Genomic DNA, 23858 nt, shown 5'->3' with positions numbered 1-23858 from the left:
GAGGGCGGGTCAGACCCGCACGATGCTGCTCAGCGGCATGTTGCTGACGGCCTCGTAGCGGACCGAGGCACCCGGCTTGGGCGCGTGCAGCACCTGGCCGTTGCCGGCGTAGATGCCGACGTGGTGGGCGTCCCCGAAGAAGATCAACAGGTCGCCGGGCTGGGCCTGGGACAGGTCGGAGCCGATCCGGGTGCCGGCGTGCGCCTGCTCCTGCGAGGTGCGCGGCAGCGAGACGCCGACCTGGTTGAACGCCCAGACCATCAGGCCGGAGCAGTCGAAGGAGCCCGGGCCGGTGGCGCCCCACACGTACGGGCTGCCGACCTTGGAGGCGGCGGCGGACAGCGCGGCGGCACCGCGCGAGCTGCCGGGGGAGGGCAGCTTGCCGGCCGGCGTGGACGAGGGCGTGGAGAGGTCGGTGCGGCTGGTGTCGCGCGAGGCGCGGTCGGCGGCCTGCTGCTGCGCCTTCGCGGCGTCGGCCTGGGCCTTGGCGTCGGCGGCGGCCTTCTCCTCGGCCGCGCGCAGCGCCTGGCGCTCCTGGTCGGTGAGCGTGTTGAGCAGGTCCTGGGCGGCCTTCAGCTTGTTCTGGACCTCGTCCTTGGAGGCCTTCAGCTGCTGGGTGGTGGACTCCAGCTCGGCGAGCTTGCCCTGGGCCTCGGCGCGGTCCTGGTCAAGCTTGCGCTGCTGCTCCTGGAGCTGCTTCAGCTGGTTCTTCTGGGTGTCACCGGCCTGGTTGAGCGTGCCGGCCTGGGAGAGGAAGTTGTCCGGGCTGGACGAGAACATCAGCTGGACGGTCGGGGATATGCCGCCGTTGCGGTACTGCTCCCCGGCGATCTGGGCGAGGCCGCCCTGCAGGTCGGTCACCTGCGCCTGCTGACGGGCCACCTGGTCCTGCAGGCCCGAGACCTGCTTCTCCAGCTCCTGCTGCTTCTCCTGGGCGGCGTTGTACTGCTCGGTCGCCACCTCGGCCTGCTCGTTGAGCTGGTCGACCTGCGCCTTGACCTGGTCCTTGGTCGGCTGCGGGTCGGCGTGCGCGCCGGACTGCGCGGAGAGGGCGACGGCTGCGGCGGCGACACCGGTCATGATCGAGACCCGGGTGCGGCCTGCGGGCTTGGGACGACGATGGGACGCCACGAAGGCGGACTCCTTCTTCCTACGTCCGCCTACCGGGTGAGCTGACGGGTTCGGGCCGGAAGGATGCCCTACGACGCCTCACGGCCGTTCCACCGGCCGACCTGGCGCCGATTCACCCCGGAGGAACGTGGTTCCCCGGCTCCGCTCCGCAGCGCCCGCGGTTACTGGGCTCCCCTGTCGGGCAGTCGTTCCGACCTGCCCCGCTGCCTCGCGAACTCGGCGGTGACCACCACCGCCACCCTGGCTGGGTGATCGACACTGCAGTGGTCTGGGGCATGACCCTAGTAACTGAACCGTGATCGGTTCAAATCCTTGTCAGAAAAAAGACGGAAGATTACCCAAGTTCTTTTGTGAAAATGACCGATGGTGATCGCCGCCGCACGCAAGGCTGATCAGATCTCACCGACTGGTCGCGAAACGCTCGAAAACCCGAACACCACCCCCGGTACGAGGGTGGTGCGGATCACACGGCCCGGACGAACCTCTCCGGCGTGTCGGGCCGTCAGACCCGGCGGATGGTGTTGATCGGCATCGCGTCGGCCTTCATCACCTTCACCACGTCACCGGTGTGCGGCGCGTGGACCACCATGCCGTTGCCGATGTACATCCCGACGTGGTGCATGTCGCCGCCGTAGATGACGAGGTCGCCGGGCTGCGCCGCGGCCAGCCCGGGCACCGCGGTGCCGTAGTGGCCCTGCTCCTGCGAGGTGCGCGGCAGCGAGACGCCCGCCTGGCCGTACGCCCAGAGCATCAGGCCGGAGCAGTCGAAGGTGCCCGGCCCGGTGGCGCCCCAGACGTACGGCGAACCCTGCTTGCTCATCGCCTTGGCCACGGCCACCGCCGCGTAGCCGCTGGCCGGCGGCAGGTTGCTCAGGTCGACCCGGTCGCTGCCGCGCGAGGCCCGGTCGTCCTGCGCCTGCTGGGCCTTCAGCGCGGCGCGGTCGGAGGCGCTGAGCGAGTTCAGCAGGTCCTGGGCGTCCTTCAGCTTGGCGTTGACGTCCGCCTTGGCCTGGTTCAGGTCCTTGGTGGTGGTGTCGAGCGAGGCCAGCACGGCGGCCGCCTCGGCCTTCTCCTGGTCCAGCCGGCGCTGCTGGTCCAGCAGCGCCTTGAGCGCCTCGGCCTGGCTGGCGCTGGCCTGCTCGACGGTGGACGCCTTCTGCAGGTAGCCGGACGGGTCGGAGGAGAGCATCAGCTGGACCGAGGGGTCGATGCCGTTGGTGCGGTACTGCTCCCCCGCGACCTGGGCCAGACCGCCCTGCAGCTGCGTCATCTGCTCCTGGCCGCGGGCCACCTGGTCCTGCAGCTGGTCGGCCTGCTTGCGCAGCTGGTCGGCCCGCTCCTTGGCGCCGTTGTACTTCTCCGCCGCCTGCTCCTGCTCCTCCTGGAGCTGGTCGATCTGCGCCTTCACGTCCGTCTTGTTCGGCTGCGGCGCGGCGTGCGCGGCCACCTGGGCGGAGAGGGCGACCGCGGTCGCCGCGGCAGCGGTGAGCACGGAGACCCGCGCGCGGCTCGGCTGCTTGGGACGGCGGTGGGAGGCCAAGAGACCGGCTCCTTCTTCCAACGGACTCACCCGATCGGATGAGAATCCGGAAAATAGGTTTGACGCCAGACCCTAGTGCGGATCTACCCGTTTTGCCACTCCCCCGAAGGCGTGAACTCCGTTTCCCCCATCGACTCCACCGGACCCACACACCGCCGCGCGACCGGCGCTGACCAGGCGTCATCCGCCCGGCCCGGACTCAGGGCCGGGCCAGCCGGTTCAGCAGCAGCACCGAGGCCACCGGGCGCGCGCCCGCCTTCCGCACGCCCTCCGCGACCTCCCGGTCGGCGGACACCACCACCACCGGACGGCCCTGCGGCTCGGCCCGCACCAGACGGCGGATCAGCTCGTCCGCGGTCTCCCCGGTCCGGCTGAACCGCACCCGGACCCCGCGCGGCGGCGCCATCATCACCGGAACGTCCAGGTCCTGCCCGTCGAACACACAGGTGACCTCCGCCTGCGTGCGCTGCGCCAGCATCGCCAGCCCGCCCAGCAGCCGGATCCGCTGCTGCTCCAGCGGCAGCGTCGGGTAGCCGGTCTTGGTCACGTTGTAGCCGTCCACCACCAGGTGCACCTGCGGGATCGCCAGCAGCTGGTCCAGCAGCGCCGGGTCGTCCTCGGCCAGGCCGCGCCGCGCCACGTCGTGCGGCGAGGCCGACCCCGGCACCACCGCCTCCACCAGATCCGCCGGGCGGATCTGGGAGACCGGCAGCGCCAGCTCCCGCTGCAGCCCCTGGGCCGACTGCAGCACGGTGTCCAGCAGCAGCCGCAGCCGCATGTCCTCGACGCTGCGCCCCTCGCGGGCCGAGCGGCGGCCCTGCTCGGCCGCGGTCTCCAGCTCGGAGACCCGGTGCTTGAGCCGGCGCGCCTCGGTCTCGGCCGCGCCGCGCTCGGCCGCGCCCTGGGCCTTCAGGGCCTCCAGCTCCCCGGAGACCCGGCGGGTCTCCGCCTGCGCCCGGCGGGTGTCGCTCTCCAGCGACCGCACCTTCTTGCGCAGCGACTCGGCCTCCCGTCGGACGGCCTCGGACTCCGCGCGCTGCCGCTCCAGGTCCGCCCGCGCCGCGGCCCGCACCTCGGCCAGCTCCGCCTGCAGCTTCTCCACCAGCCGGGAGGCCTCGGCGGCCGCGTCCTCGGCACCGGCCCGCTCGGCCTCCTCGCCCGCCTCGGCGACCAGCCGGCTCCAGCCCGCCGAGCGCACCAGGTAGGCGGCGGCCGCGACGTCCATCGGATCGGCGGCGCCGGGGACACTGCCCGACTCCAGCGCCCGCACCAGGTCCGGCTGCCCCAGCCGCAGCCGCTCCGCTATCCGCACCCGGAAGGCCGGCTCCGCCTCCAGCGCGGCCGCCAGCGCGGTGGCCGCGTACTTCGCCCGCCGCGCGGGGGTGAACTTCACGTACTGACGCAGGCTCTGCGGGAGCTCACCCGGCGGCAGTCCGCCCAGCGCGTCCGAGGCCAGCCCGACCACCCGCCGGCGCACGCCCTCGGGCAGCGGCCGGTCCAGCTTCTCGACGGCCCGCTCCGCCGCGGCGTCGGCGGAGTCGGCGGGATCCGCAGGCTCGGCGGGCTCGCCGGGGTCCGGGGAGTCGGCCGGCTCGGCGGCACCGGACCAGGCGCCCTCCACCTCGACGCCCTCCACCTCCACGGCTCCGGGCTCGACGCCCCCGGGCTCGACGGCTCCGGGCTCGGCGCTCTCCGCCGGTCCCGTCCCGGCGCCCGGCGCCTGCGCCTGCGCAGCGGGCCGAAGCCCCTGCGCTTCGCCGGGCTCCTTCGCTGCGTCCACCACGTCCTCGGCTCCGATCCTGTTCTCCGGCTGGCTACGGCCGCGACTGCCCCCTGTCGTCACGCTCCGTGTGTCCTGTCTGTATTGTCCCGTGCGGCGGACGGGCGCGCCGCGCACCGCCCACCGCACCGGCGGTGATCAGCCCTGCTCGGTCGGGGCCTCCGCGCCCTCGGCACCCGGGCGGGCCACCAGCTCGACCTGGTCCACCGCGTTGCACCAGCGGCAGCGCACCGACTCGATGGTCTCGCTCAGCACCTCGGTCTCCTCGACCTCGGAGTCGCCGGCCAGGTCGAAGTGCAGGAACTCGGTCACCCGCGCGGTGCGGGTCACGTCGAAGCGGGTGAGGTTGCCGCACAGGGTGCAGCGCCAGCGCGTCTCGGCGGTCAGGGCGGGGACGGTCATCGGGGGTCCTCTCGGGTGGTCCCTGCGTGGGCTAGGCGCTCCCCCCGGAGCCCCGGCGTCGGCGGCGGGAGGCGGGAATGCCCGCGCCAAGCCTATTGCCTGGGGCAACCATCGCGACCACCGGTCAGCGGAATGGCAGGACTGGTCCACCTGCCGTAAACCGCCGTGTCACCGGCCGCGCCCGGAGGGATGCTTGGCCGCATGGCGCTCGCGGCCCCCGACCACACCGCCGCGCGGGGCGACCGGCCGGAGGCGGCCGCCCCGGCGGTCACCTACGCCCTGATCGCGGTCAACACCCTGGTCTTCCTGCTCGGCCCGGCCGCCGGTCTCAATCCGCTGTACGGCACCGGCCAGGACCGGGTCTGCGCGGAGCAGCGGTACGAGCAGCGCTGGGGCGCCGTCCCCGCCGAACTGCTGACCGGACGGCCGCTGACCGCCGCACAGCTGGCCGAGGCCCCCGACCCGGTCCCCGGCTGCCCCGCCGCCCCGACCCCGGGCAAGCACCCGGCGCTGTCCGCCCTCACGGGCCTCTTCCTGCACGCCGGCTGGCTCCACCTGCTGGGCAACCTGCTCTTCCTGCACGTCTTCGGCCCCACCGTCGAACGGCGACTGGGTCGGGCCCGCCACGCCCTCTTCTACCTGGCCGCCGGCAGCCTGGCCACGTACGGCTTCGCGCTCGCCGAGGCGCACTCGCCGGACTCCACCCGGGTCCTCATCGGAGCCTCCGGCGCGATCTCCGCCGTCCTGGGCGCCTACCTGCGCTTCCACCCGCGCGCCCGGGTGACCACCCTCGTCCCGCTGCTGTTCTTCCTGCCGCTGCGCTTCCCGGCCTGGCTGGTGCTCGGCCTCTGGTTCGCCCTGCAGTGGTGGTCGGTGCACTCGGCGGGCCCGGGGGTGGCCTACCTGGTCCACGTGATCGGCTTCTCGGCCGGGTTCCTCTACGCCTGCACCGTGGTCCGCCACCCCCCGCGACGACCGGGCTGACGCCCGATACGCTGGCGCCACCCCACAAAGGAGCCCGAACAGTGATCACCGCCATCGTCCTGATCAAGACCAGTGTCGACCGCATCCCGGAGATCGCCGAGGCCATCGCCTCGATCGAGGGCGTCAGCGAGGTCTACTCGGTGACCGGCGGGTACGACCTGGTGGCGATGGTCCGGGTGCGCCGTCACGACGACCTGGCCGAGGTCATCCCGGGCCGGCTCAACAAGGTCCCGGGCGTGGCGCACACCGAGACCCAGATCGCCTTCCGCACCTACTCCCAGCACGACCTGGAGGCGGCCTTCGCCCTCGGCCTGGACGAGTAGCGGGGCGGCCGGCTCAGCCCTCCCGGCGGCCCCGGTCGACCTGCACCGTCGCGACGCAACGCCCGCCCTCGTTGCGGTAGTTCCAGGCCGCGCCGTCCGTGACCAGCTCGCGGACGGCGGTCAGGAGGCGCTCGACGTGCTCGTCCGGCGTCCCGGCGCCGAAGCTGACCCGGATCGCGTTCAGGCTGCGCTCACCCGGCAGCGAGGGCTCCGGCGCACCGCACTCCGAGACCGGACTGGGCGCGACGCCCGACTCGTCGCCCAGCAAGGTGCGCACCAGCGGGTGCGCGCAGAACAGACCGTCGCGCACCCCGATGCCGTACTCGGCGGACAGCGCGGCCGAGAAGTGCGAGCTGTTCCAGCCCCGGACCACGAAGGACAGCACGCCGACCCGCGCCGAGTCGGCGCCGAACAAGTTCAGCACCTTGACCTGCGGAATCTCCGCCAGTCCCGCCGTCAGCCGGTCGACCAGCTGCCGCTCCCGGGCCTCCAGCGCGTCGAAGCCGGCCTCGCTCAGCGCCCGGCAGGCCGAGGCGATCGCGTAGGCGCCGATGACGTTCGGCGAACCGGCCTCGTGCCGGGCCGGGCCAGTGTGCCACTGCACGGCCACCGAGCCGTCCGTCTCCCGGGCCACCGTCCGGGTCGCGCCGCCGCCGGCCAGGTACGGCTCGGCCGCGTCCAGCCAGTCCGCCCGGCCGGCCAGCACCCCCGCGCCGAACGGCGCGTAGATCTTGTGGCCGGAGAAGGCGATCCAGTCGACGTCCAGCTCGCGCACCGAGACCCGGTGGTGCGGAGCCAGCTGGGCGGCGTCCAGCACGACCCGCGCGCCGTGCCGGTGCGCGGTCCGGGTCAGCTCGGCGACCGGCCACAGCTCGCCGGTCACGTTGGAGGCGCCGGTGACGCAGAGCAGCTTCGGGCCCTCGGGCGCCTCGGCGAGCGCGGCGTCCAGCGCGGCGACCGCCTCGGCCCACGAGCGCGGCGCGCGCAGGTAGGTGACGCCCAGTCCGGCGTGCGCCCAGGGCAGCAGCGAGGCGTGGTGCTCGGTCTCGAAGGCGAACACCCGGGTCCCGGCCGGAACGGCGGCGGCCAGCAGGTTGAGCGAGTCGGTGGTGGCCCGGGTGAAGACCACCTGGTCGCCCTCGCGCAGGTCGAGGAAGTCGGCGACGGTACGGCGGCTCTGCTCGAAGAGGTCGGTGGACAGCTGCGAGAGGTAGCCGGCCCCGCGGTGCACGCTGCCGTAGTACGGCGCGTAGGCGGCGACGTCGTCCCAGACCCGCTGCAGCGCCGGCGCGCTGGCCGCGTAGTCGAGCGCCGCGTAGCCGACCTTCTCACCACTGGCGAGCGGGACCTGGACGTCGGCGCCCAGCACGGCGAGGGGGGCGCAGATGTCGGTGGCGAGGGACATGAGGATGCACTCCTTCGGGGTATGGGGACCCCCGGAGTGCTGCTCGTCGGGCGTCCGCGCTTGCCGCACGGACGGTTTGCCGTGACGACCCGGTCCTCACCCAGGGCACCCCGCCACGGACGGAGGGTTGCCGGACAGCAAGCTGGGGCTTGACGCTGTCACTCATGACCTGCCGTCGACTCTAGGTCGCGTCCGGCGGGGTGGTCAAACGGGCATCCACGATCCGGACACCGCTCCCGCCGCCTCACCCGCCCACCGCCGGAACGCCGGGGAGCCCGCGCCGGCGTACCGGCACGGGCTCCCGACTACCGCTTCAGCTCCGGCTGGTGGCCTCCGACCAGCGCCGCAGCAGCTCCTCCGCCGCGCCCGAGTCGATCGCCTCCGCCGCCCGGACCATGCCCGCCGCGAGCTGCTCCGTCAGCGGCGCGTCGCCCAGGTCGAGCGCGACCAGCGCCGCCGCCGTGTTCAGCAGGACGGCGTCCCGCACCGGCCCGCGCTCCCCGGCCAGCATCCGGCGCGCGACCTCGGCGTTGTACGCCGGGTCCCCGCCGCGCAGCGCCTCGATGCCGACCAGCTCGATGCCGACCTCGCGCGGGTCGAAGGAGGTCTCGGTGACCACCCCGTCGCGCACCACCCACACCCGCGAGGTGGTGGTGATGGTCAGTTCGTCCAGTCCGTCGTCACCGCGGAAGACCAGGGCGGTCGAACCGCGCCGGGCGAGCACCCCGGCGATCAGCCCGGCCAGCCGGGTGTCGAAACAGCCGATGGCGTGCGAGGTGACCTTGGCCGGGTTGGTCAGCGGGCCGAGGATGTTGAAGGCGGTCGGCACCCCGAGGTCGCGCCGGGCGGTGGCGGCGTGCCGCATCGAGGGGTGGAACTTCGCCGCGAAGCAGAAGGTGAGCCCGACCTCCTCGACCACCTCGGCGACCCGCCGGGCGGACAGGTCCAGCGCCACGCCGAGCTTCTCCAGCACGTCCGAGGACCCGCTGGACGAGGAGGCGGCCCGGTTGCCGTGCTTGACCACCCTGGCACCGGCCGCCGCCGCGACGATCGCCGACATCGTGGAGATGTTGACGGTCTTCGCCCGGTCCCCGCCGGTGCCGACGATGTCCACCGCCGGGCCGGGGACGTGCAGCGGTTCGGCGTGCGCGTACATCGCGTCCACCAGACCGCTGATCTCGTCGACCGTCTCGCCCTTGGCCCGCAGCGCGATCATGAAGCCGGCCACCTGGGCGGGGGACGCCTCGCCGCTCATGATCCGGTCCATCGCCCACGCGGTGGACGAGCGGTCGAGGTCCTCCCCCTTCAACAGCGCCGACAGGAGGTCCGGCCAGGAGCGGACCACCTGCGCGGGGTCGCTACCGCCGTTCGCAGGGTTCACGTTCACCATGGCTGACTCCAGCTGTTGTCGGTTCCCCCGCGGCTCCGGGGGGCGTCCGTACGGATGGAGCCAGCCTATCGAGCGGCGGGGTGCCCGTGGTCCCCTCTTCTCTCCTTCTGAGACGGCACCGCTCAGCGGGCGGCCGGAGCCCGCTTCGCCAGCCGCGCCCGCAGCAGGGTGGCGACCGCCTCGGCCAGCGCCACCGGGTCCACCGGGTGGGAGATCGCGGCGTCGGCCCGGCTCCAGGCGGCGAGCCAGGAGTCCTGCGGCCGGCCGATCAGCACCAGCACCGGCGGGCAGCCGTAGATCTCGTCCTTCAGCTGCCGCCCGAGCCCCAGCCCGCCGGCCGGGACGGCCTCGCCGTCCAGCACGCAGAGGTCCACGCCGCCCTTCTCCAGCGCCTTGAGCACCGCGGGGGTGGTCGCGCACTCCAGGTAGGACAGCTGCGGAAGATCCTCGGCGGGCCGGCGGCCGAGCGCCGTCAGCACCTGTTCGCGGGTGTTGCGGTCGTCGCTGTAGACGAGAACGGTGAGCGTCTCATCGGTCGTGTACGCCATGGGCCCTGCTCCCTCAAGTGTGATCCGGACCACGTTCGCCTGATCCGGATGCTACTCCCGATCACCCTCCGCCGAGTGCCCCTCGCGCACGTTCCCCCTCAAGCCGCCGCGCCCTGGACTCACCCGCCTGGAGGACGTCCCGTCACCCTGGACCGCCCGGTCCACCCGTACGGCCGACCCGGGCCGTTCCCCCCTACCTCCCGCGGCTGCTCCGACCGTGCAGCGACGCGCCGGGCAACGGGGTCGCGGGCCGCTCCGAGGAACCGTCAGAAAAGGGACACGCCGCTGCTCAGCCCCCGTCCGGGCACCCCGCCGCCCCCCAAGCGGGCATACCGCACGCACCGGACACTCCGAGGGACACCCCCCGGCGTGAAGACGGAATAAGGGACCGACATAATGTCCGTCGTGGCGACAGCAACAGCAGTAGAAACCGGGCACGCGCACGGATCGGTCAACCGGCCGAACATGGTCAGCGTCGGAACGATCGTCTGGCTCAGTTCCGAGTTGATGTTCTTCGCGGCCCTCTTCGCGATGTACTTCACGCTCCGCTCCGTCAAGGGAGCCGAGTTCTGGACCGAGAAGGCCCACGCCCTCAACGTGCCGTTCTCCTCGGTCAACACCACCGTCCTGGTGCTCTCCTCGCTCACCTGCCAGCTCGGCGTGTTCGCCGCCGAACGCGGTGACGTGAAGAAGCTCCGCATGTGGTTCATCATCACGTTCATGATGGGCGCGGTCTTCATCGGCGGCCAGGTCTACGAGTACACCGAGCTGGTCAAGAAGGACGGCCTGTCGCTGTCCTCCGACCCGTACGGCACGGTGTTCTACCTGACCACCGGCTTCCACGGCCTGCACGTGACGGGTGGTCTGATCGCCTTCCTGCTGGTCCTGGGACGGACGTACGCAGCCAAGCGCTTCACGCACGAGCAGGCCACCGCCGCGATCGTCGTGTCGTACTACTGGCACTTCGTCGACGTCGTGTGGATCGGCCTGTTCGCGACCATCTACCTGATCAAGTAACCAGCTGATCAGGTCGCTGGCCACCGGCTGCGGCCCCCGCCCTCACCGGCGACGGGCCGCTTCTGCCGGTGCCGACGCTCCCACCGACCGACCGCGCGCGCAGCCCTAGACAGGCAGCCTCGTGCCGGCCAGACCGGCCGCCGGGTGCACCCACCAGTCGACCAGATCCTGACACCGGGGTTATTCCGTGAAAAAGCTCTCCGCACGACGGCGCCACCCATTGGCGGCGCTGGTCGTCCTACTTCTCGCCCTGGCGGCAACCGGGGGGCTGTACGCCGCGTTCGCGCCCGCCGACAAGGCGCAGGCCGACGTCGCCGCGCAGTCGCTCGCGATCGATGAGGGCAAGAAGCTCTTCGCCGTCGGTTGCTCCTCCTGCCACGGCCTGAACGGCCAGGGCGGCAGTGACGGTCCGAGCCTGGTCGGCGTCGGCTCCGCCGCCGTCGACTTCCAGGTCGGCACCGGCCGCATGCCGGCCCAGCAGCCCGGCGCCCAGGTGCCGCGCAAGAAGGTCATCTACACGCAGGCCGAGATCGACCAGCTCTCCGCCTTCGTCGCCTCCCTCGGCCCCGGCCCGGTGACCCCGACGAAGGAGCAGTACACCTCGACCAACCCGGAGGACATCTCCAAGGGCGGCGAGCTGTTCCGCACCAACTGCGCCCAGTGCCACAACTTCGCCGGCCAGGGCGGTGCCCTCACCAAGGGCAAGTACGCCCCGTCGCTGGAGGGCGTTGACGCCAAGCACATCTACGAGGCCATGCAGACCGGCCCGCAGAACATGCCGTCGTTCCCGGACGGCACCATGCCCGAGGAGCAGAAGAAGCAGATCGTGGCCTTCGTCCGCCACACCACCAGCGAAGAGCCCAACCCCGGTGGTCTCACGCTCGGCAGCCTCGGTCCGGTGACCGAGGGCCTGTTCGGCTGGATCTTCGGTCTTGGCGCGCTCATCGCGGTCGCGATCTGGGTCGCCGCCCACACCACCAAGGCCAAGAAGTCATGAGCCACGACATGCCAGAAGAGAAGCTCCCGGAGTCGCACGGCTCCGCCGGTGAGGTGGCCGACCACGGCAACCCCTTCGCCGACCCGGGCCTGCCGGCCCACGAGCCCCGTCGCACCGACATCGACGAGCGGGCCGCCCAGCGCGCCGAGCGCCAGGTCTCGCTGATGTTCGTGATCTCGATGCTCGCCACCATCGGCTTCATCGCCTCGTACGTGGCCATCGACCCGGACAAGATCGTCTACATCTTCCCGCTGGGCAACATCAGCGCGCTGAACTTCGCGCTGGGCCTGACCCTCGGCGTCGCCCTCTTCATGATCGGCGCGGGTGCGGTCCACTGGGCCCGCACCCTGATGTCGGACGTCGAGCTGCCGGCCGAGCGTCACCCGATCGAGGCCGACGACGAGGTCCGCGCGGACGTCATCGGGCAGTTCAAGACCGGTGCCGCCGAGTCCGGCTTCGGCCGCCGCAAGATGATCCGCAACACCCTCATCGGTTCGATGGCGCTGGTCCCGCTCTCCGGCGTGGTCCTGCTCCGCGACCTCGGCCCGCTCCCGGAGGACAAGCTCCAGCACACCGGCTGGAAGGAGGCGACGGAGGCCAAGCCGCTGGCGCTCATCAACATGAACACCATGCTGCCGATGAAGCCCGAGGACATCTCCGTCGGCTCGCTGACCTTCGCCATGCCGGAGGGCCTGTCCACGCACAGCGAGGACTTCCAGCAGCAGATCGCCAAGGACGCCCTGATGCTGGTGCGCATCGCGCCGGAGGACATCAAGGACGACAAGTCCAAGGAGCTGGGTTTCGAGGGCATCCTCGCCTACTCCAAGATCTGCACCCACGTCGGTTGCCCGATCAGCCTGTACGAGCAGCAGACCCACCACGCGCTCTGCCCCTGCCACCAGTCGACCTTCGACCTGGCGGACGGCGCGCGCGTCATCTTCGGCCCGGCCGGCCACCCGCTGCCGCAGCTGAAGATCACCACTGACGACAAGGGCAACCTGGTCGCCACCGGCGACTTCGCCGAGCCTGTCGGCCCGAGCTTCTGGGAGCGTGCTCGATGAGTAGCGCGAGCAGCACCACGACCGGTGCCGCCAAGCCCTCCAGCACGCGTGCCAAGCCCGCCAACAAGTGGGAAGCCGCGGCTGACTGGACGGACGGCCGGCTGGGGATCTACTCCCTCGCCAAGGCCAACCTGCGGAAGATCTTCCCGGACCACTGGTCCTTCATGCTGGGCGAGATCTGCCTCTACACCTTCGTCATCATCATCCTGACCGGCGTCTACCTGACGCTGTTCTTCAAGCCGTCGATGGCCGAGGTCGTCTACAACGGCTCGTACGTGCCCCTCAAGGGCATCGGGATGTCCGAGGCCTACGCCTCGACGGTGGACATCAGCTTCGAGGTCCGCGGCGGTCTGCTGATCCGGCAGATCCACCACTGGGCCGCGCTGGTGTTCGTGGCCGCGATGCTCGTGCACATGATGCGCGTGTTCTTCACCGGCGCGTTCCGCAAGCCCCGTGAGATCAACTGGGTCTTCGGCTTCCTGCTGCTGATCCTGGGCATGTTCGACGGCTTCTTCGGCTACTCGCTGCCGGACGACCTGCTGTCGGGCACCGGTATCCGCTTCATGGAAGGCGCGATCCTCGCCGTCCCGCTGGTGGGCACCTACGTCCAGATGTTCCTGTTCGGGGGCGAGTTCCCCGGCCACGACATCGTGCCGCGGTTCTTCACCATCCACGTGCTGCTGATCCCGGGCATCATGCTCGGCCTGCTGGTGGCGCACCTGATCCTGGTCTTCTACCACAAGCACACCCAGTGGGCGGGCCCGGGCAAGACCGAGAAGAACGTCGTCGGCATGCCGCTGATGCCGGTCTACATGGCCAAGGCCGGTGGCTTCTTCTTCCTGGTGTTCGGTCTGATCGCCGCCATCTCGGCGATCGCCACGATCAACCCGATCTGGGCGTACGGCCCGTACCGTCCGGACCAGGTCTCCACGGACGCCCAGCCCGACTGGTACATGGGCTTCTCCGAGGGTCTGATCCGCGTCATGCCGGGCTGGGAGATCGGCCTGTGGGGCCACACCCTGAACCTGGGTGTGTTCGTCCCTCTGATGATCTTCCCGCTGGTCCTGGTCTCGATCGCGGTCTACCCGTTCATCGAGGGCTGGGTCACCGGCGACAAGCGCGAGCACCACATCCTGGACCGCCCGCGCAACGCCCCGGTCCGCACCGCCCTGGGTGCCGCCTGGATCAGCCTGTACCTGGTGCTGCTGGTCGGCGGTGGCAACGACCTGTTCGCCACCCACCTGCACCTGTCGATCAACTCGATCACCTACTTCGTCCGCGTCGGCTTCTTCGCGGTCCCGGTGATCACCTTCATCATCACCAAGCGCTGGTGCCTCGGCCTCCAGCGCCGTGACAAGGAGAAGGTGCTGCACGGCCGCGAGACCGGCGTCATCAAGCGCCTGCCGCACGGCGAGTTCGTCGAGGTGCACGCCCAGCTCCCGCAGAAGGACCTGTTCAAGCTCACCTCGCACGAGCAGAACCAGCCGGTCGAGCTGCCGGCCCAGACGGACGAGAACGGCGTGGCCCGCAAGGCCGGCGCGCTCACCCGCACCCGGGCCAAGCTCTCCCGCGGCTTCTACGGCGAGGGCAGCCAGATCCCCAAGCCGACCGCCGAGGAGCACCACGAGATCACCAGCGGCCACGGCCACCACTGATCCCGTACCCCGCGTCACCCCGAGGGCCGCTGACCAGAGTTCATCTGGTCGGCGGCCCTCGGCCTTTCCCCTGTCCGCCGGTGCCGTGTCCGCCCGGTCCCGTACCCGTCCGCGCCCCAGGAGCCTCCCGTGCAGCTCTCCGTCGACCCCGACTCCGTCACTCCCCCGTACGAGCAGATCCGGGCCCAGATCGCCGAGCGGGCCCGCACCGGGGACCTGCCCACCGGGCTGCGGCTGCCCACCGTACGGGCCCTGGCCGAGGAGCTGGGGCTGGCCGCCGGCACCGTCGCCCGGGCGTACAAGGAGCTGGAGGCGGACGGCGTGGTGGAGACCCACGGCCGGCGCGGCACGCTGATCGCCGCCGCCGGGGACACCGCGCACCGGCTGGCCGCCGCGGCGGCCACCGAGTACGCCGAGCGCGCGAAGCGGCTCGGGCTCTCCCATCCGGACGCCCTGGCCGCGGTGGTCACCGCCCTGGGGCTGGCCTACCCCGAGGCCTAGCGGGGCCCGGCGGGGGTCCTGCCCGGGGGTCAGACCTCCGGGCGGATCATCCCCGCGGCCGGGGCCTGGGCGGGCGGGAGGGTGGTGCTGAGGGGCTGTCCGACGGCACTGTGCTTGACCCAGTCCGTCCAGGACACGTTCCAGTCCCCGAAGCCGTTGCCGAACGCCTCCATCGCGGCGCCCCGGCTGTTCACCACCGTCACCAGGTCCCCCACCCGGGTGTTCTGGTAGAACCACTTGGCGTTCTCGGTGCTCATGCCGGTACAGCCGTGGCTGACGTTCTCCACGCCCTGCGAGCCGACCGACCAGGGCGCCGCGTGGACGTACTCGCCGCTCCACGTCACCCGGGTGGCCCACTGCACGTCGAGGTCGTAGGACTCCGCGCTGCCGGCGGCTATGCCGATGGTCTCGCCGCTCATCCGGACCGACCGCTCCTGGCCGAGCACCACCTTGATGCCGTTGCGGGTGTCGAAGCCGGGCTTGCCGGTGGTGACCGGGATGGTCCGCAGGACCTCGCCGTCACGCTTCAGGGTGAGCTCGTGGGCGGCCGCGTCGACCACCGTCTCGACCCGCTCGCCGATCCGCAGCCTCAGCGAGCTGCGGTCGCCGCCGTAGAGGCCGTCCTCGATCCGGCTGCCGGTGCTGTCGAAGGCCAGCGCGACGGTCGTCCCGGCCGGCCAGTAATCCTCCGGACGGAAGTGCAGGTTCTTGTCGTCCACCCAGTACCAGGCGCCGGTGACGGCGGGCTGGGAGGTGACGGTCAGGGCGTGCTCGACCTCCTGGCGGGCCTGCGGGTCCTTCACCGCCTCGGAGAGCTGCACGGTGAGCGGCTGGCCGACCCCGTAGACGCCGGTGCCGGAGGAGTCCGGGCCGAGCTTGGCGGTGAGCAGGCGCTGCGCGGCGAGGGTGCTGAAGCCCGCGGTGGTGTCGCCGCGACCGCCCTTGCCGTCGTCCGCGGAGATGCGGACGGAGTAGTCGGTGGCGGCCTTCAGCCGGCCGGTGGTCTGCCAGCTGCGCTGGTCGTCGGCGAGCTTGCCCGCGACCACCCGGCCGTCCGGGCCCACCACCGTGACGTCGGTGAGCCGGCTGCCCTGCACGGCGGTCACGGTGACCGGCTGGGAGGGATCGACCTTGCCGTCCGCCGAGAGGTGGACCAGGGGCGCCGCGTCGATCCGGTGCGGCCCGGCGGACTCCCCGCCACCGGACGAGCAGGCGGCCAGCGGGGCCAGTACTGCGAGGGCCAGGGAGATGCTGCCGATACCTGCGGTTCCGCGCCTGTCGGCCATGACCGCCTCCGATGGTTCGAACGATTGATCAGATCGTAGGAACGCATGCTGGCCGAGCGACATCCGAGGGACCCCGCGTTCACCCGGCTGAGTGAGGCCGTCACCCCGGAGACGCACCAGGGCCGGTCCTCCCGTGCGGGAGGACCGGCCCTGGTGTCGGAGGCGGAACCCTACTGGTTCTGGTTCTCGCCCCGGTAGAACTCGAAGACCCATCCGAAGATGCCGATCAGGATGATCGGAGCGGCCCAGAACATCAGCCACCAGCCGAAGATCACGCCCAGGAAGGCAAGCGCGCCACCGAGCGCCAGCGAGAGCGGCTGCCAGCTGTGCGGGGCGAAGAAGCCCAGCTCACCGGCGTCGTCCGCGACCTCGGCCTCGGGGTTGTCACCCGCGCCGCTGTCCACCCGGCGGGCGGTGAAGGCCAGGTAGTAGCCGATGAAGGCGCAGAGGGCGAAGGCCAGGAACAGCGCGGTGGTACCGGCCGCCTCCAGACCCGGGCCCGAGTTGTTGGTCCACAGGCCGTAGGTGATGGCCATGGCCAGCACGAAGACCGACAGACCCAGGAAGATCTTTCCCTGTTCCTTCATCAGGCGTCACCCTCCTGCTTGCCCTTGCCCAGCTTCGGGGCGTCGTACTTCGCCGGGGTCACACCGGCGAGGTGCTTGGCCGGCTCGCCGTGGTTCTCCAGGTAGTCCAGCGCGGCGATCTCCGGGTGGTGGAGGTCGAAGGCCGGGGATTCGGAGCGGATCCGGGGCAGCGTGAGGAAGTTGTGCCGCGGCGGCGGGCAGGAGGTCGCCCACTCCAGGGAGCGGCCGAAGCCCCACGGGTCGTCCACGGTGACCTTCTCGCCGTACTTGGCGGTCTTCCAGACGTTGTAGAGGAACGGCAGGATCGACAGGCCGAGCACGAAGGAGCCGATGGTCGAGACGGTGTTCAGGGTGGTGAACCCGTCCGAGGCCAGGTAGTCGGCGTAGCGGCGGGGCATGCCCTCCGCGCCGAGCCAGTGCTGCACCAGGAAGGTGGTGTGGAAGCCGAAGAACAGCGTCCAGAAGGTGATCCGGCCGAGGCGCTCGTCCAGCATCTTGCCGGTCATCTTCGGCCACCAGAAGTGGAAGCCGGCGAACATCGCGAAGACGACGGTGCCGAAGACCACGTAGTGGAAGTGGGCGACGACGAAGTACGAGTCCGAGACGTGGAAGTCGATCGGCGGGGAGGCCAGCAGGACACCGGTCAGACCACCGAAGAGGAAGGTGACCAGGAAGCCGACCGTCCAGAGCATCGGGGTCTCGAAGCTCAGCGAGCCCTTCCACATGGTGCCGACCCAGTTGAAGAACTTCACACCGGTCGGGACCGCGATCAGGAAGGTCATGAAGGAGAAGAACGGCAGCAGCACCTGTCCGGTGACGTACATGTGGTGCGCCCACACCGTCACGGACAGACCGGCGATCGCGATGGTGGCCGCGATCAGGCCGGAGTAGCCGAACATCGGCTTGCGGCTGAAGACCGGGATGATCTCCGACACGATGCCGAAGAACGGCAGCGCGATGATGTACACCTCGGGGTGGCCGAAGAACCAGAACAGGTGCTGCCAGAGCAGCGCCCCGCCGTTGGCCGGGTCGAACACGTGGGCACCGAACTTGCGGTCGGCCTCCAGCGCGAACAGCGCGGCGGCCAGGACCGGGAAGGCCAGCAGGACCAGCACCGAGGTCAGCAGGACGTTCCAGACGAAGATCGACATCCGGAACATCGTCATGCCCGGGGCGCGCATGCAGATGATCGTGGTGATGAAGTTGACCGCACCGAGGATCGTGCCGAAGCCGGAGAAGGCCAGACCCATGATCCACATGTCGCCGCCGACGCCGGGCGAGTGCACCGCGTCCGACAGCGGGGAGTAGGCGAACCAGCCGAAGTCGGCGGCGCCGTTCGGGGTCACGAAGCCCGCCACCGCGATGGTCGAACCGAAGAGGTACAGCCAGTACGCGAACATGTTCAGACGCGGGAACGCCACGTCCGGGGCGCCGATCTGCAGCGGCATGATCCAGTTCGCGAAGCCCGCGAACAGCGGCGTCGCGAACATCAGCAGCATGATCGTGCCGTGCATCGTGAACGCCTGGTTGAACTGCTCGTTCGACAGGATCTGGGTCCCCGGACGAGCCAGCTCGGCGCGCATGACCAGGGCGAGGATGCCACCGATCAGGAAGAAGGCGAACGACGTGCCCAGGTACAGCGTGCCGATCGTCTTGTGGTCAGTGGTGGTCAACCACTTGATGATGGTCGAACCCGGCTTCCGGGTCCGCTGCGCCCCGACCGTGACGGCCTCGGCGCCCCCGCCGGCCGCGGCGGGCTCGTTGAGGATGGTCACTTCTCTTCACTTCCCATGGAGATGAGGCCAGAGGGCACCGCACCGTTCTGGCCCTTGGCGCGAAGCTCGGCCAGGTGCTTGTCGTAGTCGGCACGGTCGACGACCTTGACGTTGAACAGCATGCGCGAGTGGTCGTAGCCACACAGCTCGGCACACTTGCCCATGTACTCGCCCTTGACGGTCGGGGTGACCTCGAACTTGTTCACCACGCCCGGGACGACGTCCATCTTCATCAAGAAGTTGACGGGCCAGAAGTCGTGGATCACGTCCCGCGAGGTGAGACGGAACTGCACCGACTCGTTGACCGGCAGCCAGAGCGTCGGGACCTCCTTGGGGGTCCCGACCTCGTACGCGGCGTCCTTGTTGGCCGGGTCGGGGATCTCGGTGTTCTCGTAGTTGAACGCCCAGTTCCACTGGAAGCCGACCACGTTGACGTAGTGCTGCGGCTTCGCGGAGGTGGAGGTGAGCGTCGCTTCGTCGCGGGCGACGAAGTAGAAGAGCACCGACACGATGATGATGGGGACCGCGGTGTAGAGCGCCTCGATGGGCACGTTGTACCGGGTCTGCGGGGGGATCTCCACGCCGGTGCGCTTGCGCCGGTGGAAGATCACGCTCCAGAGGATCAGACCCCACATCAGAGCACCGACCACCAGCGCCGCGATCCAGGACCCCTGCCACATGTGGAGGACCAGGGGCCCTTCCGCGGTGACGGGGCTCGGGAGGCCAAGCCTGGGGAGGTCGTTGGCCGAGCAGCCGGTGGCGGTCGCGATGACGAGGCCCAGTGCCAGCGCCTGAGGCAGCTTCCGCCGCATCGTGCGCCGCGGCGAGCGGTCGGAGCCGTTGGGACTCACGTAGCGCCTTCCCGAAGTCTCGCCCGCCTTCGCGTCGCCCCGGGGAGGATTGTGAGCCTCCCCGGCGACCCGTCCACGGGCACGGTTTGAATGCTTATGCGGGCCAAACCCTACTCCAGCCTTATGCGCTCCTGACGGGCAGCCCCCGGTAACGCGCCGCCCGGTCGCCCGATCAGGCCCGGCAAGGGCTGCGCCGCAGGTCATCGTAGGCATTCGAGGTCCGTACGCCCGATCGGGGGATGACCTCGGACAACGTCCGTGACGACCCGTCGGATGCGGATGAATCGGACATTTCGGGTGATCGACTGACGATCGGTGAACCCGGCGAGCGGACCGGAACGACGTACCGGGTGTGTCGTTAAATGTGACCGTGTACTTCGACGCGGCCTCGACGGCCCCCCTGCACCCCGTCGCCCGGCAGGCGCTGATCGCCGCCCTGGACGAGGGCTGGGCCGACCCGGCCCGACTGTACCGCTCCGGCCGGCAGGCCCGGATGCTGCTGGACGCCGCCCGCGAGACGGTCGCCGCGGTCCTGGGCGCGCGGGCCGACGAGATCGCCTTCACCGCGAGCGGGACGCAGGCCGTCCAGCTCGGCCTGCTCGGCGCCCTGGCCGGGAACCGGCGGCGCGGCGGCCACCTGGTGCACTCCGCGGTGGAGCACTCCGGCGTGCTGCACGTCGCCGAGCGCCACGAGGGCACGGGGGGCGAGGTCTCGGTGGTGCCGGTGGACCGGGGCGGCCGGGTCGACCCGGCGGCCTTCGGCGCGCTGCTGCGCCCGGACACCGCGGTGGCCGCGCTGCAGAGCGCCAACCACGAGGTGGGGACGGTCCAGCCGGTCGGCGAGGTCGCCGAGCTGTGCGCCGCGGCCGGTGTCCCGCTGCTGGTGGACGCGGCGCAGAGCGCCGGGCGGGTGGACGTCCCGGCGGGCTGGTCCCTGCTGACCGCGAGCGCGCACAAGTGGGGCGGCCCGCCCGGGGTCGGGGTGCTGGCCGTGCGCAAGGGCGTCCGGTACGCCTCGCCCTTGCCGACCGACGAGCGCGAGGGCGGCCGGGTGCCCGGCTACGTCAACGTCCCGGCGATCGTGGCCGCCGCCGCCTCGCTGCGCGCGGTACGGGCCGAGGCCGAGCGGGAGAACGCCCGGCTGCACGGGCTGGTCGAGCGGATCCGGGCCCGGGTGCCTCAGCTGGTGCCCGAGGTCGAGGTGGTCGGCGACCCGGTGCGGCGGCTGCCGCACATCGTCACCTTCTCCTGCCTGTACGTGGACGGCGAGGTGCTGCTGACCGAGCTGGACCGGGCCGGCTTCGCGGTCTCCTCCGGCTCCTCCTGCACCTCCTCCACCCTGACGCCCAGTCACGTGCTGGCGGCGATGGGGGTGCTCACCGAGGGCAACGTCCGGGTCTCGCTGCCGTACGGGACGGCCGAGGCGGACGTGGAGCGTTTCCTCGCGGTGCTGCCGGAGCTGGTGGCCGGGGTCCGGGCGCCGCTCGGGCTGGACCTGCCGGCGCCGGGGGCCACGACCGCGGCCGCGGCCTCGCCGTCGCTGCTGGTGATCGACGCGCTGGGCAAGCGGTGCCCGCTGCCGGTGATCGAGCTGGCGAAGCGGATCGGCGAGGTGTCACCGGGCGGCACGGTCGCCGTGCTGGCGGACGACGAGGCGGCCCGGCTGGACATCCCGGCCTGGTGCGCGATGCGCGGACAGGACTACGCGGGCGAGGCCCCGGCCGCCGAGTACGGCGGCGACCGGGGCTCGGCCTACCTCGTCGTGCGGCGGACTACTTGACCAGGTGCGCGCGGATCTCGGCGGTCGCCTCGGCGCCGTAGCTGTCCTCGAAGCGCTGCAGGAAGGCGGCCGGGCGCAGCTCGTACTCCTGGGTGCCGACGGTCTCGATGACCAGGGTGGCCAGCATGCAGCCGAGCTGGGCGGCGCGCTCCAGTTCGAGGTCCCAGGACAGGCCGGCCAGGAAGCCGGCCCGGAAGGCGTCGCCGACACCGGTCGGGTCGACCTTGGCCTCCTCCTGGGCGCAGCCGACCACGATCGGCGCCTCGCCCTTGCGCTCGATCCGCACGCCCTTGCTGCCGAGGGTGGTGATCCGGGTGCCGACGCGGGTGAGCAGCTCCTCGGCGCCCCAGCCGGTCTTGCTCTCGATCAGCGCGGCCTCGTACTCGTTGGTGAAGAGGTACGCGGCGCCGTCGACGATCTCGCGGATGTCGTCGCCCTCCAGGCGGGCCAGCTGCTGGGAGGGGTCGGCGGCGAAGGCGTAACCGCGGGTGCGGCACTCCTGGGTGTGGCGGACCATCGCCTGCGGGTCGTCGGCGCCGATCAGGACGAGGTCCAGGCCGTCGACGCGGTCGGCGATCGGCTTCAGCTCGATGTTGCGGGCCTCGGCCATCGCGCCGGTGTAGAACGAGGCGATCTGGTTGTGGTCCTCGTCCGTGGTGCACATGAAGCGGGCCGTGTGCCGGGTCTCGGAGATGTGGACGGACTCGCAGTCCACGTTGTTGCGCTCCAGCCAGCTGCGGTACTCGGCGAAGTCCGCGCCGGCGGCGCCGACCAGGACCGGGCGGAGCCCGAGCACACCCATGCCGAAGGCGATGTTCGGGGCGACCCCGCCCCGGCGGATGTCCAGGGTGTCGACCAGGAAGGACAGCGACACGGTGTGCAGCTGCTCGGCGACGAGCTGGTCTGCGAACCGGCCGGGGAAGTTCATCAGGTGGTCGGTGGCGATCGAGCCGGCGACGGCGATACGCACGGAAGGTCTCCTCAAGGTGGCTACTGGGCCAGCGGACAGGCGGGGTCGAACCCACTCACGGTACCGGCCCCGGGGCGTGCCCCGGCAAAAGTCCCGCAAGTTCCCATCCGCACGGCCAGGGTGGCACCCGGCGCCGTCGAACGTGTACTACCTCCCGGTAGCACTGGTGGGCGGGACGAGGCCCGGCCTAGGGTCGGCCCCAGGAGGCCCGCCGTGCGGGCGGGCCCCGACGTCGACCGCGGCAGTGTCGCCGCGGCTCCGGATCGGAGCGATGCCCGATGAAGACCGACCACTCCCCGCTGCCCGGCCTGCGCGCCGAGGACGGCGAGACCCTCGACGCCCTGGTGGACTCCTCCCGGCGGCTGCGCCGGTTCTGGCCGCTGCTGGCGGCCGGCCCGGAGCCCACCGCTCCCGCGTCCGCCGGTTTCCGCGTCCCGTCCGGGGCGCAGCGGCTGGTCGCCGGGATGGCCGAGTACGGCCTCTGAGCCGCTCCCGGACCGGCGCGGAACCGGATCCGTCCGGGGCACGTCACATCCGCGCGGAGCGGCCGAGGAGGCGGCGCCGTTGAGCTCTCGGGAGGATGTGCAGATGGATCTGGAGACGATGCCCCGGCGTGGTCGGCGGGCGGTGGCCCTGGCGGCCCTAATGCTGGCGGCGGTGGTGACGGTGGCCGGGTGCGACGGGGGCGGCAAGACCGCCTCGGACTCGGCGGCGGGCGGCGCGACCACCGGTTCCGCCTCGGCGAGCGCTTCCCCGCAGGCCCCGGCGCCCTCCGACAGCGCCTCCGCGGCTCCGACGGGGAGCCCCTCGGAGGCCGGCCGGCCGCCCGCGGCGCCGCCGACCGATTTCCTCCCCACCCCGGCCTCGCCGGCTCCCGGGCAGCCGCTGCCCGGCACTCCGCCGACCAACGGGATCGCGCCGGGTGAGCCGAACCCGAACGGCTCGGGCGCGCCCGCGCATCCGGCGGTGTCCTACCGGGTGGACGGCACCACCAAGCTGACCGTCTACTTCTTCGGCGGGGTCTGCACGACGTACGCGCTGAAGGCGGACGAGTCCCAGCCGGGCCGGGTGGACGTCGTGGTCGTGCCGGGCCGGCCGGCGATGCAGCCCGGGCAGGTCTGCAACGCGCTGGCCAAGCGGCAGTCGGTGTCGGCCGACCTGCGCTCGCCGCTGGCCGGGCGGACGGTGGTCGACCGGACCAGCGGCCAGGAGGTGCCGCTGGACGCCGACCCGCACGCCGGGCCGGACCCGGTGGCCCCGGACGTCGCCGGCCGGTAGCGGCCCGCCGAAGTGCCGGACGAACGCGAAGGCGGCCCCGGGGAGCTCCCCGGGGCCGCCTTCGCGCAGCAGGCTTAGCTGAACGAGTCGCCGCAGGCGCAGGAGCCGGTGGCGTTCGGGTTGTCGATCGTGAAGCCCTGCTTCTCGATGGTGTCGACGAAGTCGACGGTGGCGCCGCCCAGGTACGGGGCGCTCATCCGGTCGGTGACGACCTTCACACCGTCGAAGTCCTTGATCACGTCGCCGTCGAGCGAGCGCTCGTCGAAGAACAGCTGGTAACGCAGGCCGGAGCAGCCGCCGGGCTGGACGGCGACGCGCAGCGCGAGGTCCTCGCGGCCTTCCTGCTCCAGCAGGGCCTTGACCTTGGCCGCGGCGGCATCGGTGAGGAGGATGCCACTCTCGACGGTGGTCTCGTCCTGGACGGTCATCTGCTTTCTCCCGGTCTTTGACGACGGTCTACCGCCAGTGCCAACCAACGGCTGTCCGGATTCATTTCCCGGGCGGCGATGGATTTCTACGGCCTGTCGTGCAGTTGGTCTCCGTGGGCCGGGTGTGCCACCCGTGCCCCTACGCTCCCCATGCTCGCACAACCCTGGA

At 71.4% G+C, this 23858-nt stretch carries 23 protein-coding genes and 2 riboswitches; of the genes, 10 read left to right on the top strand and 13 right to left on the bottom strand.

Annotation, left to right across the window (positions count from 1 at the left end; genetic code table 11):
- Nucleotides 1-9: 9 nt before the first annotated feature.
- The 4 genes from AB0Q99_RS09445 to AB0Q99_RS09430 form a co-directional block, all read right to left on the bottom strand.
- Nucleotides 10-1131, bottom strand: coding sequence for an NlpC/P60 family protein (locus AB0Q99_RS09445; protein ID WP_363569763.1), 1122 nt, complete (start codon nucleotides 1129-1131; stop codon nucleotides 10-12).
- A gap of 10 nt (nucleotides 1132-1141) precedes the next feature.
- Nucleotides 1142-1295, bottom strand: a riboswitch (cyclic di-AMP (ydaO/yuaA leader).
- A gap of 338 nt (nucleotides 1296-1633) precedes the next feature.
- Entirely contained in the window at nucleotides 1634-2671 is a 1038-nt protein-coding gene (locus AB0Q99_RS09440; RefSeq protein WP_363569761.1) for an NlpC/P60 family protein, read from the bottom strand.
- 199 nt (nucleotides 2672-2870) lie between these two features.
- The gene (locus tag AB0Q99_RS09435) at nucleotides 2871-4172 is read right to left on the bottom strand and encodes an NYN domain-containing protein (RefSeq protein WP_363570032.1); all 1302 of its coding nucleotides are present in this window, start codon (nucleotides 4170-4172) and stop codon (nucleotides 2871-2873) included.
- A 417-nt stretch (nucleotides 4173-4589) separates the two neighbouring features.
- Nucleotides 4590-4853, bottom strand: a complete 264-nt coding sequence (locus tag AB0Q99_RS09430; RefSeq protein WP_363569759.1) for a hypothetical protein — start codon at nucleotides 4851-4853, stop codon at nucleotides 4590-4592.
- A 201-nt stretch (nucleotides 4854-5054) separates the two neighbouring features.
- Here AB0Q99_RS09430 and AB0Q99_RS09425 point away from each other — a divergent pair, with 201 nt between their 5' ends.
- The gene (locus tag AB0Q99_RS09425) at nucleotides 5055-5837 is read left to right on the top strand and encodes a rhomboid family intramembrane serine protease (RefSeq protein WP_363569757.1); all 783 of its coding nucleotides are present in this window, start codon (nucleotides 5055-5057) and stop codon (nucleotides 5835-5837) included.
- A 41-nt stretch (nucleotides 5838-5878) separates the two neighbouring features.
- Nucleotides 5879-6160: an Lrp/AsnC ligand binding domain-containing protein gene (locus AB0Q99_RS09420; protein ID WP_189915153.1), complete on the top strand. Its 282-nt coding sequence runs from the start codon at nucleotides 5879-5881 to the stop codon at nucleotides 6158-6160.
- Nucleotides 6161-6173: 13 nt separating this feature from the next.
- On the opposite strand, the gene AB0Q99_RS09415 is transcribed toward AB0Q99_RS09420, so the two are convergent.
- From AB0Q99_RS09415 to AB0Q99_RS09405, 3 genes are all read right to left on the bottom strand, one after another.
- A complete protein-coding gene (locus AB0Q99_RS09415) occupies nucleotides 6174-7565 on the bottom strand; it encodes an aminotransferase class V-fold PLP-dependent enzyme (protein WP_363569756.1) in 1392 nt (463 codons plus the stop codon).
- Nucleotides 7566-7616: 51 nt separating this feature from the next.
- Nucleotides 7617-7735, bottom strand: a riboswitch (SAM riboswitch).
- Between the two features lie 143 nt (nucleotides 7736-7878).
- The gene (gene trpD / locus AB0Q99_RS09410; protein WP_363569754.1) at nucleotides 7879-8955 is read right to left on the bottom strand and encodes an anthranilate phosphoribosyltransferase; all 1077 of its coding nucleotides are present in this window, start codon (nucleotides 8953-8955) and stop codon (nucleotides 7879-7881) included.
- Nucleotides 8956-9077: 122 nt separating this feature from the next.
- Nucleotides 9078-9503, bottom strand: a complete 426-nt coding sequence (locus AB0Q99_RS09405; RefSeq protein ID WP_363569752.1) for a hypothetical protein — start codon at nucleotides 9501-9503, stop codon at nucleotides 9078-9080.
- A 396-nt stretch (nucleotides 9504-9899) separates the two neighbouring features.
- Here AB0Q99_RS09405 and AB0Q99_RS09400 point away from each other — a divergent pair, with 396 nt between their 5' ends.
- The 5 genes from AB0Q99_RS09400 (at nucleotide 9900) to AB0Q99_RS09380 (ending at nucleotide 14734) form a co-directional block, all read left to right on the top strand.
- On the top strand, nucleotides 9900-10520 hold the full coding sequence (locus AB0Q99_RS09400; protein ID WP_030240071.1) for a heme-copper oxidase subunit III: 621 nt from the start codon (nucleotides 9900-9902) through the stop codon (nucleotides 10518-10520).
- A gap of 187 nt (nucleotides 10521-10707) precedes the next feature.
- Nucleotides 10708-11517 carry a c-type cytochrome gene (locus AB0Q99_RS09395; RefSeq protein ID WP_363569750.1) on the top strand — a complete coding sequence of 270 codons (810 nt, stop codon included), beginning with the start codon at nucleotides 10708-10710 and terminating at the stop codon, nucleotides 11515-11517.
- Between the two features lie 8 nt (nucleotides 11518-11525).
- Nucleotides 11526-12578 (top strand): Rieske 2Fe-2S domain-containing protein, encoded by a 1053-nt coding sequence (locus AB0Q99_RS09390; protein WP_363569748.1) that lies wholly within the window; start codon nucleotides 11526-11528, stop codon nucleotides 12576-12578.
- A complete protein-coding gene (locus AB0Q99_RS09385; RefSeq protein WP_363569746.1) occupies nucleotides 12575-14233 on the top strand; it encodes a cytochrome bc complex cytochrome b subunit in 1659 nt (552 codons plus the stop codon). Before AB0Q99_RS09390 ends, AB0Q99_RS09385 begins: the two co-directional genes overlap by 4 nt.
- A gap of 129 nt (nucleotides 14234-14362) precedes the next feature.
- Nucleotides 14363-14734 carry a GntR family transcriptional regulator gene (locus AB0Q99_RS09380; RefSeq protein WP_363569744.1) on the top strand — a complete coding sequence of 124 codons (372 nt, stop codon included), beginning with the start codon at nucleotides 14363-14365 and terminating at the stop codon, nucleotides 14732-14734.
- A 29-nt stretch (nucleotides 14735-14763) separates the two neighbouring features.
- On the opposite strand, the gene AB0Q99_RS09375 is transcribed toward AB0Q99_RS09380, so the two are convergent.
- The 4 genes from AB0Q99_RS09375 to coxB form a co-directional block, all read right to left on the bottom strand.
- Nucleotides 14764-16020, bottom strand: coding sequence for an Ig-like domain-containing protein (locus AB0Q99_RS09375; protein WP_363569742.1), 1257 nt, complete (start codon nucleotides 16018-16020; stop codon nucleotides 14764-14766).
- Between the two features lie 170 nt (nucleotides 16021-16190).
- On the bottom strand, nucleotides 16191-16607 hold the full coding sequence (locus tag AB0Q99_RS09370; protein WP_355673330.1) for a cytochrome c oxidase subunit 4: 417 nt from the start codon (nucleotides 16605-16607) through the stop codon (nucleotides 16191-16193).
- Nucleotides 16607-18382 (bottom strand): cytochrome c oxidase subunit I, encoded by a 1776-nt coding sequence (gene ctaD, locus AB0Q99_RS09365; protein ID WP_363569739.1) that lies wholly within the window; start codon nucleotides 18380-18382, stop codon nucleotides 16607-16609. Before ctaD ends, AB0Q99_RS09370 begins: the two co-directional genes overlap by 1 nt.
- Complete coding sequence (gene coxB, locus AB0Q99_RS09360; protein WP_363569737.1) at nucleotides 18379-19233, bottom strand: cytochrome c oxidase subunit II; 855 nt, start codon at nucleotides 19231-19233, stop codon at nucleotides 18379-18381. The genes ctaD and coxB overlap by 4 nt, the downstream gene beginning before the upstream one ends.
- 370 nt (nucleotides 19234-19603) lie before the next feature.
- Between coxB and AB0Q99_RS09355 the strand changes: the two genes are divergently transcribed.
- Nucleotides 19604-21013: an aminotransferase class V-fold PLP-dependent enzyme gene (locus AB0Q99_RS09355; RefSeq protein ID WP_363569735.1), complete on the top strand. Its 1410-nt coding sequence runs from the start codon at nucleotides 19604-19606 to the stop codon at nucleotides 21011-21013.
- On the opposite strand, the gene AB0Q99_RS09350 is transcribed toward AB0Q99_RS09355, so the two are convergent.
- On the bottom strand, nucleotides 21006-21983 hold the full coding sequence (locus tag AB0Q99_RS09350; protein WP_363569733.1) for a carbohydrate kinase family protein: 978 nt from the start codon (nucleotides 21981-21983) through the stop codon (nucleotides 21006-21008). The two genes, AB0Q99_RS09355 and AB0Q99_RS09350, sit on opposite strands and share 8 nt — an antisense overlap.
- Nucleotides 21984-22261: 278 nt before the next feature.
- Here AB0Q99_RS09350 and AB0Q99_RS09345 point away from each other — a divergent pair, with 278 nt between their 5' ends.
- Together AB0Q99_RS09345 and AB0Q99_RS09340 are read left to right on the top strand one after the other, a co-directional pair.
- The gene (locus tag AB0Q99_RS09345) at nucleotides 22262-22468 is read left to right on the top strand and encodes a hypothetical protein (RefSeq protein WP_363569731.1); all 207 of its coding nucleotides are present in this window, start codon (nucleotides 22262-22264) and stop codon (nucleotides 22466-22468) included.
- A gap of 103 nt (nucleotides 22469-22571) precedes the next feature.
- The gene (locus AB0Q99_RS09340; RefSeq protein WP_363569729.1) at nucleotides 22572-23261 is read left to right on the top strand and encodes a hypothetical protein; all 690 of its coding nucleotides are present in this window, start codon (nucleotides 22572-22574) and stop codon (nucleotides 23259-23261) included.
- Nucleotides 23262-23335: 74 nt separating this feature from the next.
- Here the strand turns inward: AB0Q99_RS09340 and erpA are convergent, their stop codons facing one another.
- Nucleotides 23336-23689 carry an iron-sulfur cluster insertion protein ErpA gene (gene erpA, locus AB0Q99_RS09335; protein WP_049651846.1) on the bottom strand — a complete coding sequence of 118 codons (354 nt, stop codon included), beginning with the start codon at nucleotides 23687-23689 and terminating at the stop codon, nucleotides 23336-23338.
- Nucleotides 23690-23858 lie beyond the last annotated feature (169 nt).

The organism is Kitasatospora sp. NPDC086791 (assembly GCF_040685975.1).
Classification (GTDB): domain Bacteria; phylum Actinomycetota; class Actinomycetes; order Streptomycetales; family Streptomycetaceae; genus Kitasatospora.
This window is presented reverse-complemented; position numbering and strand designations above follow the sequence as displayed.

Excerpts from the sequence above, each read along its gene's own strand:
- AB0Q99_RS09345 (WP_363569731.1), top strand. The coding sequence starts at position 22,262 with ATGAAGACCGACCACTCCCCGCTGCCCGGCCTGCGCGCCGAGGACGGC.
- AB0Q99_RS09370 (WP_355673330.1), bottom strand. The coding sequence starts at position 16,607 with ATGAAGGAACAGGGAAAGATCTTCCTGGGTCTGTCGGTCTTCGTGCTG.
- AB0Q99_RS09425 (WP_363569757.1), top strand. The coding sequence starts at position 5,055 with ATGGCGCTCGCGGCCCCCGACCACACCGCCGCGCGGGGCGACCGGCCG.
- AB0Q99_RS09375 (WP_363569742.1), bottom strand. The coding sequence starts at position 16,020 with ATGGCCGACAGGCGCGGAACCGCAGGTATCGGCAGCATCTCCCTGGCC.
- AB0Q99_RS09400 (WP_030240071.1), top strand. The coding sequence starts at position 9,900 with ATGTCCGTCGTGGCGACAGCAACAGCAGTAGAAACCGGGCACGCGCAC.
- AB0Q99_RS09405 (WP_363569752.1), bottom strand. The coding sequence starts at position 9,503 with ATGGCGTACACGACCGATGAGACGCTCACCGTTCTCGTCTACAGCGAC.
- trpD (WP_363569754.1), bottom strand. The coding sequence starts at position 8,955 with ATGGTGAACGTGAACCCTGCGAACGGCGGTAGCGACCCCGCGCAGGTG.
- AB0Q99_RS09430 (WP_363569759.1), bottom strand. The coding sequence starts at position 4,853 with ATGACCGTCCCCGCCCTGACCGCCGAGACGCGCTGGCGCTGCACCCTG.
- erpA (WP_049651846.1), bottom strand. The coding sequence starts at position 23,689 with ATGACCGTCCAGGACGAGACCACCGTCGAGAGTGGCATCCTCCTCACC.
- AB0Q99_RS09415 (WP_363569756.1), bottom strand. The coding sequence starts at position 7,565 with ATGTCCCTCGCCACCGACATCTGCGCCCCCCTCGCCGTGCTGGGCGCC.
- AB0Q99_RS09385 (WP_363569746.1), top strand. The coding sequence starts at position 12,575 with ATGAGTAGCGCGAGCAGCACCACGACCGGTGCCGCCAAGCCCTCCAGC.
- AB0Q99_RS09340 (WP_363569729.1), top strand. The coding sequence starts at position 22,572 with ATGGATCTGGAGACGATGCCCCGGCGTGGTCGGCGGGCGGTGGCCCTG.
- AB0Q99_RS09390 (WP_363569748.1), top strand. The coding sequence starts at position 11,526 with ATGCCAGAAGAGAAGCTCCCGGAGTCGCACGGCTCCGCCGGTGAGGTG.